The 12,663-nt window shown below is 41.0% G+C and carries 13 protein-coding genes; 2 read left to right on the top strand and 11 right to left on the bottom strand.

All coding sequences use genetic code 11. From position 1 onward, the window contains the following. Nucleotides 1-45: 45 nt before the first annotated feature. From rny to M2273_RS06090, 8 genes are all read right to left on the bottom strand, one after another. Nucleotides 46-1,611, bottom strand: coding sequence for a ribonuclease Y (gene rny / locus M2273_RS06125; RefSeq protein WP_429394308.1), 1,566 nt, complete (start codon nucleotides 1,609-1,611; stop codon nucleotides 46-48). A gap of 230 nt (nucleotides 1,612-1,841) precedes the next feature. Next, the gene (locus M2273_RS06120) at nucleotides 1,842-2,132 is read right to left on the bottom strand and encodes a cell division protein ZapA (RefSeq protein WP_310091242.1); all 291 of its coding nucleotides are present in this window, start codon (nucleotides 2,130-2,132) and stop codon (nucleotides 1,842-1,844) included. Between the two features lie 20 nt (nucleotides 2,133-2,152). Continuing rightward, nucleotides 2,153-2,443 carry a hypothetical protein gene (locus tag M2273_RS06115; protein WP_429394306.1) on the bottom strand — a complete coding sequence of 97 codons (291 nt, stop codon included), beginning with the start codon at nucleotides 2,441-2,443 and terminating at the stop codon, nucleotides 2,153-2,155. 84 nt (nucleotides 2,444-2,527) lie between these two features. After that, entirely contained in the window at nucleotides 2,528-4,927 is a 2,400-nt protein-coding gene (gene pheT / locus M2273_RS06110) for a phenylalanine--tRNA ligase subunit beta (RefSeq protein ID WP_429394304.1), read from the bottom strand. Nucleotides 4,928-5,003: 76 nt separating this feature from the next. After that, the gene (locus M2273_RS06105) at nucleotides 5,004-5,663 is read right to left on the bottom strand and encodes an SGNH/GDSL hydrolase family protein (protein ID WP_429394303.1); all 660 of its coding nucleotides are present in this window, start codon (nucleotides 5,661-5,663) and stop codon (nucleotides 5,004-5,006) included. 122 nt (nucleotides 5,664-5,785) lie between these two features. Then, nucleotides 5,786-6,484, bottom strand: a complete 699-nt coding sequence (gene radC, locus M2273_RS06100) for a RadC family protein (protein ID WP_429394301.1) — start codon at nucleotides 6,482-6,484, stop codon at nucleotides 5,786-5,788. Between the two features lie 84 nt (nucleotides 6,485-6,568). After that, complete coding sequence (rpsT, locus tag M2273_RS06095) at nucleotides 6,569-6,823, bottom strand: 30S ribosomal protein S20 (protein ID WP_299586060.1); 255 nt, start codon at nucleotides 6,821-6,823, stop codon at nucleotides 6,569-6,571. 117 nt (nucleotides 6,824-6,940) lie between these two features. Further along, on the bottom strand, nucleotides 6,941-7,609 hold the full coding sequence (locus M2273_RS06090; RefSeq protein ID WP_429394299.1) for an HAD family hydrolase: 669 nt from the start codon (nucleotides 7,607-7,609) through the stop codon (nucleotides 6,941-6,943). Nucleotides 7,610-7,686: 77 nt separating this feature from the next. Between M2273_RS06090 and M2273_RS06085 the strand changes: the two genes are divergently transcribed. Together M2273_RS06085 and M2273_RS06080 are read left to right on the top strand one after the other, a co-directional pair. Further along, on the top strand, nucleotides 7,687-9,360 hold the full coding sequence (locus M2273_RS06085) for a MutS-related protein (RefSeq protein WP_429394297.1): 1,674 nt from the start codon (nucleotides 7,687-7,689) through the stop codon (nucleotides 9,358-9,360). 69 nt (nucleotides 9,361-9,429) lie between these two features. After that, nucleotides 9,430-10,395, top strand: a complete 966-nt coding sequence (locus M2273_RS06080; RefSeq protein ID WP_429394294.1) for a zinc dependent phospholipase C family protein — start codon at nucleotides 9,430-9,432, stop codon at nucleotides 10,393-10,395. A 35-nt stretch (nucleotides 10,396-10,430) separates the two neighbouring features. Here the strand turns inward: M2273_RS06080 and M2273_RS06075 are convergent, their stop codons facing one another. The 3 genes from M2273_RS06075 to M2273_RS06065 are packed head-to-tail and all read right to left on the bottom strand — an operon-like array spanning nucleotide 10,431 to nucleotide 12,595. Beyond that, nucleotides 10,431-11,087 carry a DedA family protein gene (locus tag M2273_RS06075; protein ID WP_429394291.1) on the bottom strand — a complete coding sequence of 219 codons (657 nt, stop codon included), beginning with the start codon at nucleotides 11,085-11,087 and terminating at the stop codon, nucleotides 10,431-10,433. A gap of 46 nt (nucleotides 11,088-11,133) precedes the next feature. Further along, complete coding sequence (locus tag M2273_RS06070) at nucleotides 11,134-11,880, bottom strand: DUF4397 domain-containing protein (protein ID WP_429394288.1); 747 nt, start codon at nucleotides 11,878-11,880, stop codon at nucleotides 11,134-11,136. 10 nt (nucleotides 11,881-11,890) lie between these two features. Further along, nucleotides 11,891-12,595, bottom strand: a complete 705-nt coding sequence (locus M2273_RS06065) for a DUF4397 domain-containing protein (RefSeq protein WP_429394286.1) — start codon at nucleotides 12,593-12,595, stop codon at nucleotides 11,891-11,893. Nucleotides 12,596-12,663 lie beyond the last annotated feature (68 nt).

Below are 12,663 nucleotides of genomic sequence, written 5' to 3'. Positions count from 1 at the left end.
TGTTTTTTAGGCAGAAAGGGTTTGTTATTTATTCGTTATGTGTGCTTACTTAGCAAAAGCCACCGACCTGGTTTCCCTGATTACGGTAACCTTGATCTGACCCGGATAGGTCATTTCGGTTTGTATCCTGTTGGAGATATCCGCTGCCAAAACTTCTGATTGCGCATCAGTTATTTTTTCGCTTTCAACCACTACACGCAGCTCGCGGCCGGCCTGTATGGCGAAGGTTTTTTCGACACCCGGATAAGAAAGTGCAAGCTCTTCCAGTTCTTTCAAACGTTTAATGTAGCTTTCAACTACCTCGCGGCGGGCTCCCGGACGGGCTCCTGAAATAGCATCACAGGCCTGAATGATGGGCGACAACATGGAGGTCATCTCAATTTCATCATGGTGAGCGCCTATGGCGTTACAAACCTCGGGATGTTCCTTATATTTTTCGGCTAATTGCATACCCAAAATAGCGTGTGGCAGTTCAGGGTTATCATCAGGTACTTTACCAATATCATGTAACAACCCTGCACGTTTAGCCATTTTAACATTTAAGCCAAGCTCGGCAGCCATGGTAGCGCAAAAGTTAGCAACCTCGCGAGAGTGCTGCAACAGGTTTTGCCCGTATGATGAACGGTAACGCATGCGGCCAACCATACGGATCAGCTCGGGGTGTAAACCATGTATACCCAGATCAATTACAGTACGCTCGCCTATTTCAACAATTTCTTCTTCAATTTGCTTTTTGGTTTTGGCCACAACCTCCTCAATACGGGCAGGGTGTATACGGCCATCGGTTACCAGGCGGTGCATGGCAAGCCTCGCAATTTCGCGCCTAACCGGGTCAAAGCCTGATAGGATAATAGCCTCAGGCGTATCATCAACAATAATTTCAATACCAGTTGCAGCTTCCAGCGCACGGATGTTCCTACCCTCGCGGCCTATGATACGGCCCTTGATCTCATCATTCTCGATGTTGAAAATAGAAACCGTATTTTCAATAGCACTCTCTGTAGCGGTACGTTGTATGGTTTGTATAACTATCTTTTTGGCTTCTTTGGTAGCCGTAAGTTTGGCCTCGTCAACGATGTCCTTTATCTGGATCATGGCTTTGGTACGTGCTTCCTCGCGCAAAGTATCAACCAGTTGGTTCCTTGCATCATCGGCCGACAAGCCTGCAATGGTTTCCAGTTGCTGAACATGCGAGTTTTTCAGCACCTCTACTTCTTCTTGTTTTTTAACAACAATCTCCGTTTGTTTCTCCAGGTTTTTACGCGTGTTATCCAACTCGCTTTCCTTCCGGTTCATGTTTTCCAGGCGCTGGTTTAATGATTGCTCTTTTTGCTTTACACCGTTTTCGCGCTGGTTAATGTTGTTATTTTTTGTGTTTACTTCCTGCTCATGTTCGGCTTTCATTTGTAAAAACTTCTCTTTGGCTTCCAGTAATTTATTCTTCTTCAGGATCTCGGCGTTGTTTTCAGCATCCTTTAATATCTTTTTCACTTTGTTTTGTGCCGATGTTTCCTGGTCTTTAAAAAGCTTCCGTAACAGGAAGCGGCCAATGATAATGCCAATAATGGCACCGACCAGCAGCCCGATAATAATGTATAATAGTACGTCCATCTTCTTTTAGGGTGTAAGGTTATATAAATAAAAAAACCGCAACTAATTCTTAAGTATCATGTATTTAAAAACTTCTTTTCGGATATTGGGACCATGGTTACGTTAATACAAGAGTAACGCATGCCTCTTTGATCCGCTTAATATTGAAGCGTTAAGTTTTTAATAGTGAAACCTAAAATTTAACTGCGGCTAAATCTTAAATGTGCTCTGTATATATGTAAGAACGTTTATTACTTTGAGAAAAATTCGGACAGCAAATGATCCAACTGATAAACCTTTTCCGCAATATCGGTATCTTCAACGGTAACTTTCTTCTCGGCTTTTAATGATGATGTAGCATAATGCAACACACACATCGAAAGCAGATCCTGTTTATCCCTTACCGCGTAATTTTCCTGATATTCCTTTATCCGGTCATTAATCAGCTTAGCCGCCCTGCGTATTATTTCTTCCTCCTCCATGTTTACCTTTAACGGATAAACCCTGTCAGCAATATTTATTTTTATTGAGATTTCTCCCATTGAGCTTTTCACTTTTTGTACTATTTTTTCAATAATACAATACACTTATCTATTTCTTGCACAAAGTCGTTAATTTTTTGCTTTATGTCAAGACTTTTCTCATTTGTTTCTGAAAATGATTTTGCAAGCTTCAATACACGAAGCTTTTCTTCCAGCTCTTTTGTCTTCCCTTTACTTGCGTCAAGGGCAACAGTTAAGGCTTCGCTTTCCAGTTTTAACAGGTCATTCTCCTCCTGTAAAGCAGCACAGAGCTCAATTAATCGCTCGGTCTTGTCTACAATTTTATTTAATTGTTCTGCTACAGAAGGCATGTTTTTCTAAACTCTAATTTCTAAATCTAAACTCTAAATTAAAAATAAATCCCAAATCGAAACTCCGAACTCCAAAATCAAAAATTATTTCCTGATTTCGGCTCCGGCCTCTTTACCTAAGTTATAAATTAATTTTTGCATAATGGCATCAATGGTCTTATCGGTAAGGGTTTTTTCAATATCCTGTATGACAAAACTCAGCGCGTATGATTTTTTTCCGGCCGGCAGTTTGTCGCCTTCATAAACATCAAATACACTAACCTCTTTCAATAGCTTACGCTCCGTTTTTTGAGCAATCTGTTTTAACTGACCAAATGAAACGCTTTTATCTATCAGCATGGAAAGATCGCGCCTTACTGCCGGAAACTTGGATACCTCCTCATAAACGATCTTATTTTTGCGCACTGCCGATAATACCAGGTCAAAATTAAAATCGGCATAAAATACCTCTTTATCCATATCCGCTTTTTTCAAAGCAATGGCAGCTACAGAGCCAAACTTAACCAGTTGTTTACCATGCAGCATGTATTGCAGTCCGAAAGCCATTTTTTTGCAGGTAGCATCATCCACTACATAGTCGGTTATATTCAATCGCTGCAAAATACCATCAACAATAGCTTTCAGGTTATAAAACGATACGGGCTTGGGCTTTTGGTTCCATTGCTCGGGCGCGTTGGCACCGGTAATGAATATAGAAAAGCGCTGTACCTCGCTGTATTTATCATCCTTTACACTGTAAACTTTACCAAACTCATAAAATTTCAGATCGGCTGCGCGGCGGTTCTGGTTATAGGCAATAGCCTCCAGTCCTGAATAGAGCATGGTTTGGCGCATTACATCCAGATCGCTGCTGAGCGGGTTCAGTATCTTCACCGCTGTTTCCAGGTTATCTGAATAAGCTGATTTTGTTAACGAATTGGATAGGATCTCATTAAAACCATTGGCGGTAAGCAGGTCTGATAACTGGTTCTGCACCGTATCCTTCTCAGGCCTTTGCGAATTGTTTAATGATGCCCTGATCTGGGTAGGTATCTCAATATTGTTGTAGCCGTAAATACGCAATATCTCCTCAACAATATCTACCTCGCGGGTTACATCAACACGATAAGGTGGCACCTGCAATGAAAGGCCATCTTCGGTCTCGTTAACTACTTTAATATCCAAAGCCTCAATGATACCTTTAATTTCTGCATGAGGGATAACCTTGCCTATCAGCCTGTCGATGTTTTTATAAGTTACATCAAAAGCAAACGGAGCAACTGGTGCAGGATAAAGGTCAACTATTTCTGACGATACGTCGCCACCGGCAACCTGCTGCATCAGCAAAGCGGCACGTTTTAAAGCAAATACGGTCATATCCGGATCTGTGCCGCGCTCAAACCTGAACGATGCATCGGTTTTTAAACCATGCCTTTTAGCCGTTTTACGGATAGACACCGGGTTAAAATAGGCGCTTTCAATAAAAATGGTATTGGTTGATGCTTTAATCCCTGAATGAATACCGCCAAAAACACCGGCAATGCTCATAGGCTCCTCGGCATTACCTATCATCAGGTCGTGTTCAGATAGCTTGCGCTCTACATCGTCAAGAGTTTTAAAAATTGTTCCCTCTGGATAATTTTTAGCCAGTATTTTATTACCTTTTATTTCGTCGGCATCAAAAGCATGCAGTGGCTGTCCCAGTTCATGCAGCACGTAGTTGGTAACATCCACAATGTTATTGATTGAGCGGATACCGATCACGGCCAATCTTTCCTTTAGCCATTGCGGTGATTCCTTAACCTCAACTCCGCTGATGGTTACGCCCGAAAAACGCAGTGCTGCCTGCTCATTCTCCACCACAACCTCAATAGGCCGGTTGTTATTGTCAACCTTAAACGCGCTTACATCTGGTTTGGTGATCGCTATCTTTAAAAATGCGGCAACATCACGGGCAGTACCTAAATGCGATGCAGCATCGGCGCGGTTGGGGGTTAAACCAATTTCGTACATGTAATCGTCATTCAGCTTAAAGTAATCTTTAGCCAATGAGCCTACTACGGCATCAGCTTCAAGCTCCATGATACCGGCATGATCAGTTCCCAGGCCTATCTCATCCTCGGCGCAAATCATCCCTTCAGATACTTCACCACGTATTTTTGATTTGCTGATCTTGAATGGTTCGCCGGCTGTTGGGTACACAGTAGTGCCTACAGTGGCTACAACCACCTTTTGCCCGGCAGCCACATTAGCAGCGCCGCAAACAATTTGAAGGTCTTCAGGGCCACCTACATCAACTTTGGTGATACGCAGCCTATCGGCATTGGGGTGTTGAACGCACTCTTTTACAAAACCTATTACCAGGCCTTCTAATCCGCCGGGGATGGATTGTACTTTTTCCAGGCTCTCTACCTCCAAACCGGTACCGGTTAGGATAATTGAAATTTCCTGGGGAGTTTTATCTGTATCAATAAATTCTTTAAGCCAGTTATACGATATCTTCATTATTCAGAAATAATAATCGGCAAAGATACGATTTAGGCTGAAAGGTTAAAGCTGAAAGGAAAAAGGTATTGATTGTTTACAAGCCTGCTTTAAGCACCTCAATCTTTTCATATATTTTCCGGGCCATCCGGCTATAGCCAAGGCTGTTTAAGTGAAGATCGTCAAACCGTAAGCTATGAGGGGGTATATCATCATTAAAATTCCTCAGATCCACACTGTCATTAGGGTTGTACTCCGATATCAGGTAAGTTCGTACATCTATAAAGTGATCCCCGTACGTAACCGCCAAATCGGTATTTAGCTTTTTTATAATGTTATAATAGGGGCGCCCTTTACGTTCGTTTGCCCTATCTGCATTTAAAACCCCCAGTACTAAATAGTAGTTATGCCCCAATTTGCTAACCATGGTATCAATATCATTTTTTACCTGCGCAGGGTTAATAAAATTGTTCCTTCCGGCCCATATAATAACCGGATCTTTATAAAGTTTAGGGGTGTGCACCATACGATCACATATCCTCGTACTGGTTTCGCCACGTACCCCTTCATTAAGTATTTTTATTGATGATAACTGTTGCAGGATTGCCGGATAGGTATCACCGCCGGTACTGCCAAGTCCCAGGGTTAAACTATCGCCCCAGGCAACAATCTGTGGTCCGCTTTCCTGGTCATTTGTTTTAGCACATCCAAGCAGAATCAAAAATGCTGATAACAGCACACAAACAGTTGATTTCATTAGTTTTCTGAAAGGCCTTTATTGAACCTGACACATAACAGGGCTAAGTGAATAGATGAGCTCAATATAATAAAATATTATTATATTGAAATGCAATATGCCAATGTAAAATCATTCATTTTTCAAATGATTCCCTCATCCCCAAAGCTATAATATCCATTATCGGTAATAATGAGATGGTCAAGCACATTGATCTCCAGCATACGGCCGGCGGCGCTTATTTTTTTGGTAAGATCAATATCCTGATGACTGGGCTTTAAATTGCCCGAGGGGTGGTTATGTACCAGTATGATGCCGCTGGCCTGTTGTTGCAGAGCTATATAAAAAATGATCTTAGGATCGGCTACCGTAGCTGATAGTCCGCCTTTACTTACCAGTTCTTTAGCCAATACCTTTTGTGAGCGCCCCACCAGTATGATCCAAAACTCCTCGTGATTCAGATCTATCAGGTGGCGGCGCATAATATTGTAAGCATCGCGACTGGCAGTAATGTACTCTATGGCCTTAGTTTCGGTGTCGTTACGGCGCCGACCAATTTCAAGCGCGGCTATGATGGATATAGCCTTGGCCTCTCCTATCCCCTTAAATTTTGAAAGTTCACTTATGGAAGCTTTGCCCAGCTTGTTCAGATCATTTTCATAATGATGCAGAATGCGTTTGCTCAGTTCAACGGCGGTTTCATTGCGGCTACCCGAGCCAATGAGGATCGCCATCAGTTCGGCATCTGTTAATGCCCGGCGGCCCTGGCTGCTCAGTTTCTCGCGCGGGCGATCTTCTTCGGCCCATGATTTTATACTGATATTGTCTTTGTAGTTTTCCACGGCATTAAAGTATGCAAAAACAGGCAAACAAAAAAAGGGATCATGCCATGGCACAATCCCCTTTTAATATTTTGAAGCTATAAATTAGCTTAAGCCGTTTACAAATTTTGTAAGCTTCGATTTATTGTTTGAAGCTTTGTTTTTGTGAATAACATTCTTTTTAGCCAAACGGTCTAACATAGAGATCACTTTAACTAACAGTGCACTTGCATCAGCTTTAGTGGTTGTGCCTCTTAATTTTTTAATAGCGTTCCTGGTTGTTTTAGCCTGGTACCTGTTACGTAAACGCTTCGCAGCGTTTGACCTGATTCTTTTTAAAGACGATTTATGATTTGCCATTGTATAGCTTTGTTATTCTTTTTTCTATTTATTTTAAGGACTGCAAATATAGGTTGATAAATTTAAATATGCAAGTGGTTTTTTAAATTTAAAATGAGGCGGTTACCGTCAATACCGTTATACTATCAAACCACTTTGAACCAGGTAATCTTTTACCTCATTAAAATCCAGGAACAGTTTGTCGGCTATGGTTAGTTTGTGATGCTCATCTGTATTGTTTTGAATAGCAAAACAGGTTAGCCCTGCAGCCTTAGCCGATTTAATACCGTTCAGGGTATCCTCAAAAACTAAACACTCCTCTTTTTTTAAGCCCAGTTTTTCAACACAAACATTATAGCTTTCAGGATCAGGTTTACTTTTGGCTACCTCGGTTCTGGTTATGATTAGCTTAAAATATTTGCCTAAGCCATTTCTTTCAAAAACCGCTTCCACATCCTGCCGCGGACTTGATGTTACCAGGGCAAGCGTTAAATTTTTTTGATGGAAATACTCCAGCACATCGGCAACATAAGGCATAAGGTTAACATCTTTGGTTTTTAAACGGTCAAGGGTTAGCTTTTCTCTTTTTTTAATTAGCTGCGGCAGTGGGGTATCAATACCAAATTTTTCAATCAGCCGACCTGCATTGGCCGGCATCGGCACTCCAGCATAATTATTAAGCCAGTCTTCATAAGTTAGTTTAGTATCAAATTCTTCCAAAATCTCGTTCCAGCATTCAAAATGAAAAAATTCAGAATCTATTAAAGTACCGTCCAGATCAAATAACAATGCTTTGGGAGCCTGCATAACAATTTGTTTAAGGCCTGAAAGTAAAAAATTAATTCCTGTTTCACGGCTTATTGATTTTAATACTACTTTTAAATATGTTTTATTGGTTATTAGGCTTATTAATTGTTGCTATCCTATTATTAATAACCGGCTTTGTAAAAAGCCGCCATTTAAAAAATAAAAAACTTATCGAAATAAAAGAGCAGTGGGGCAAGCCCAAAGATGTTTACCGAAACTTTAAACTGATAGGTGCCTATTTAACCGCTTACGAAAACGGGAGTGATATAAAAGCCAATACAGCCACCGACCTTGATGTGGATGGCGTATTTGGCTATATAGACCGTACCAACTCCAAACCCGGCCAGCAATACCTGTATAAAAAATTGCACTCGCCAGAGATCTCTGAAAACCATTTCAATATTCTTGAACAACAGATAGCGCATATCAATAGCAACCAAACGCTAAGAGAACTCACCGAACTAAAACTATCTGAATTAGGTAACAGCGATGCCTATTACCTGCCCCAGCTATTCAGCAAAACGCAGGAATCTTTTTTTAGTCCGCTGGTGAAATTGTACATCCGCGTAGCGCCGCCTTTAACTATATTGTTTATAGCGAGCTTGTTTATGGTTCCTAATCAGTTTGCACTAATAGCTGTTTTCATATTGATTATTGCCAACGTAATTATCCATTACAGCAATAAAACTAAAATGCTAAGCTATACTCACTCGCTACCACAGCTTTTAATTTTAAACAATGTGGGTAAATGGCTTGCAGATAATCACCTGTTTGAAAGCGATGAGCAGATTAGCAAGAGCCTGATCAATTTAGCCAGGCTAAAAAAATCGCTAAGCTTTATCAACCTACAAAATAAAGCAGCTGTTGACCCTACGGATATAGCTTACCTGATAACCGAATGGCTAAAAATGTTTTTGCTGATTGAACCACTGGTATTTTTGTTTTCGATAAGCCGCGTTAATAAATACCTTGATCATATTAAATTACTTTATGAAGCAGTAGCCCGGGTTGATATGGCTATTTCCATACAGTCGGTAAGGGCAGGCGCTGTGCATTATTGCAAACCTAAGTTTTTAACCGGCAGCGAGGGCATTATGGTGAAGGATCTGTATCATCCGCTTATTGAAAACTGCGTAGCCAACTCCATCAGTATTGATAGCAGGCAAGGCGTTCTGATCACCGGGTCAAACATGTCGGGCAAAACAACATTCATCAGGGCTATTGCTGTAAATGCCCTGCTATCGCAAACCATTAATACCAGCTTTGCAAGTGCTTATAGTGCGCCCCCGCTAAAAATATTTACCAGCATTAACATGAGCGATGATATGGACGGCCACAAAAGCTATTTCCAGGCCGAGGCATTATCGGTAAAAAACATTATTGCCGAGGCCACCGCAAGTAAACCCATTAGCAGCCTGGTTATTATTGATGAAATTTTTAGGGGTACTAACACTATTGAAAGAATTGCTGCAGCCAAGGCGGTGCTCTCCTACTTTATTGAAAATAAAAGCTTTGTTCTGGTATCAACCCACGATCTGGAACTGGCCGAGCTTCTGGGCGAAGATTATAAGGTTTTTTCCTTTGAAGAACTTATTGGAGATAACCGCCTGGTATTTGATTATAAAATTAAGGAGGGTCTGCTTAAAACCCGGAACGGTATAGCCGTTTTACAAGGGCTTGGTTTTCCGGACAGCATTATTAACGAAGCCAACAGGATAAGTATACAACTAAGGGATAAGTATGCTCTGTAATTTCAGTAGATTGCAAGCCATGCCGGCAATAAAAAACTCAAAACCCATCACTCCAAACTCAAAGCCCTCATGAAGCGCCACATCATATTAAGTTTATTGTGCATTTGCCTGCTCCTGCTTTGCTCATCATGGGGTTTCTTTGCGCATTACCGCATAAACCGACTGGCAGTTTTTACATTGCCTAAAGCTATGGCTGGCTTTTATAAGAACAATATTGAATTTATAACCCAGCACGCCGTAAGCGCTGATAAACGCCGTTACGTGGATTCGTTGGAGGCCCCAAGGCATTTTTTTGATGCCGACCATTATGGTAAAAAAACATTTGCCGCAATGCCCCAAAAATGGGCGGATGCCGCTGCTAAATATTCGACCGATACACTGGATAAATATGGCACAGTACCGTGGACCATTCAATACCAGTATTACAAACTGGTACGGGCCTTTAAAGCACACGATACCACGGCCATACTCAGCACATCGGCCAACCTGGGCCACTATATTGCCGACGCGCACGTACCATTGCACCTTACTGAAAACCATAACGGTCAACTCACCGGCCAAACCGGTATACATGCACTATGGGAAAGCCGCCTACCCGAACTGTTTGGCAACCGCTATAATTATTTTGTGGGTAAGGCCCGCTATATTGAAAATCCGCTGGCCGAGGCTTTTAAAATTTGCAAGGTTTCGTTTAAAAGTGTCGATACAGTATTACGTTTTGAGCGCATGCTCAGTAAAACTTTTCCGGCCGATAAAAAATACAGCCTTGTACTGCATGGCAAAAAGCAGATCAATGATTATTCGGTTGCTTACAGCCGGGCCTATCAAAAAATGCTAAAGGGAATGGTTGAACGGAAAATGCGGGCATCCATACTTTCAGTTGGGAGTTTCTGGTATTCGGCCTGGGTTGATGCCGGGCAACCCGATCTTAATAAATTGATAAAACAACCTATGAATCCCGATCAAAGGAAAAACCTCCAACGTGAAGAGGCTTTATACAAAACCGGAAAATGCACTTACCTGGTAACTAAATAATGCTCCGGGGGTAAAAACAAGTGGTTTATTTGTGATTACTTAACCTCAGCTTTTTTACTGGTCTTGCTCTTTATAGCCGCGTAAATTGGCGGAACAACAGATATCAATATAATGGCCATTACTACCAGGGTAAAGTTTTGTTTTATAACCGGGATGTTCCCAAAAAAGAACCCGATGAACAAAAAGCTAAGTACCCAGGCTAAACCTCCTACAATATTGTACAAACTGTAACGTAAAAATGGCATACGACCAACCCCTGCTACAAAGGGAGCTATGGTTCTGATAATCGGTAAAAAGCGGCTGAATATAACAGCCTTACCGCCATGCTTATCAAAAAACGCTTTGGTATTCAGGTAGTACTCTAATTTTAATATCTTGTTATTTTCTTTAAAAACTTTTGGCCCTAAATAGTTACCCAGCAAATAGTTAACTGTATTACCTACAAAGGCGGCTACTACCAATATTATAGCGATTAAGGCGATATCTAATCCGGTTTTACCAGTGGCAATCAGAGCCCCGGCTGCAAATAATAAGGAGTCGCCGGGTAAAAATGGGGTAACAACAAAACCGGTTTCAGCAAAAATTATGGCAAACAGGATGAGGTATGTCCAGCCCTGGTAATCTCGCGTTATCTGGCTCAAATGAACATCAATATGTAGTATAAAGTCGATAATGGTTTTAATTACTTCCACGGTTCTTAAAATTTTGGCTAAAATAGGAATATAAAAAGAATAGCTGCTACTGAGTGGTCTTAAGAAGTAAATTATTTGACAGTACAGCCGCGCCAAACGCAACCGAATCTGTACGGCCCACAATGCCTTGCGTATAAATAGTATAAGCCCAGCCATCCTGTATGGTTACATTTGGAATGGTGGTTTGAACTACTGTGGGAATATTATGTGCGTTTATAGTGAAGTTATAATTCCCTACGGGCAACTCAATGTATGTAGATATTGAATCAAAAGGTAAATTATTAAACGCCTGGGTATCATTAGCCCACAGATCAAGGTTTGGTGATGATGGCGAGGTATGGGCAAATCTTATCTTCCCTCGCCCCAATGTTGGCAGGGTTGCAGTATCAAGCGATAAAATAGAGTTCTTTATAGAGCCTTCTTTATCACCCTTGTAGCCGGTAATGAACAGGGTATATTTAGCATTAGCTTTCAATGTGCTATCAATGGTAAGTACGTTTACCGGAGACGTTACGGCTGTACGGAATTGTATCGGTGGCTGCAGTGTTGACAGAAAAAAATAACCGGAATTGGTAGGATAAGTATAAGTAGCGGTACTCTCCTTAATAAAGTTCAGGTATAAATTTAATGGCCCTGCATCCGGACTTAAATTAACGATCTGCAATTGTGTATTTAGCCCCGATGAATTGGCATTTGCACCTTTACCGCATGATGATATGAACGGAAACAGTAAAATACCCGCAGTGACCAAAAATAATGAAACCAGTAAGCTGCTTTTATTTTGAGAAGCCATTAATATATTTTTATTGATTAATTATTAAGTGGGTGTTTAGTCCCTGGTTGCCTGCTGTCTTAACTGAGCCATAAGTAAATAAGGTATAAATTTGTCCGGCGTTAAGCATTATGGTAGTATCGCGTTTAGGGTTTAAGGGCGATGATGCCTGGTAAACACTAACATTATGTATAAATCCTCCTTTAATTCTTATAAAATCGGTTGATGTTTTATAAGTCACGTTATTAAATTTAATAGTATCCAAAATAGTATTTGTTGCGCTTGTTCCTTCAAACGCTACAACCAAAGGGCCAGAATCAGGCGAAGCATTTACAAACCTAACTAATGCATTGTCATTAGTATCGGTCTGCAGCACGTCGTGGGTTAAAAAGGCATCATCGGCAGTTTGACCAGCCACATATAACGAATAATACTTACCAGAATCAAGCGTTAACGGTTTGGTAAAAAGCGGGTTTGTATTGCCAGCAATTTTAACCTGATAATTTTGAGTCCCTGCAATTACAGGTACATAACCGAGTGTCCCGCCGGGGTAGTAGCTTGTTGTATTATTGATCCTGGTACCATTAATATAGTAGTTAATGGTGTTTAATGATGCATTAACTACATTAAGATTGGTAGTATTTGTAACTTGAGGTTTATCGTCATTTTTTTTACATGACGATATGATGTATGCAACAGCTGCAACAATAAACAAAGCTTTAACCCTGATATTCATATATAATTATAAGCTATATAACTGCTTACTGTAATTTTTGTTATCCCGGCGAACAAAAAAGTCCGGTT

The sequence above is a fragment of the Mucilaginibacter lappiensis genome, from assembly GCF_050433765.1.
Lineage (GTDB): Bacteria > Bacteroidota > Bacteroidia > Sphingobacteriales > Sphingobacteriaceae > Mucilaginibacter > Mucilaginibacter lappiensis_A.
The sequence above is the reverse complement of the archived record's forward strand: the minus strand, read 5'-3'. Positions and strand labels throughout refer to the sequence as shown.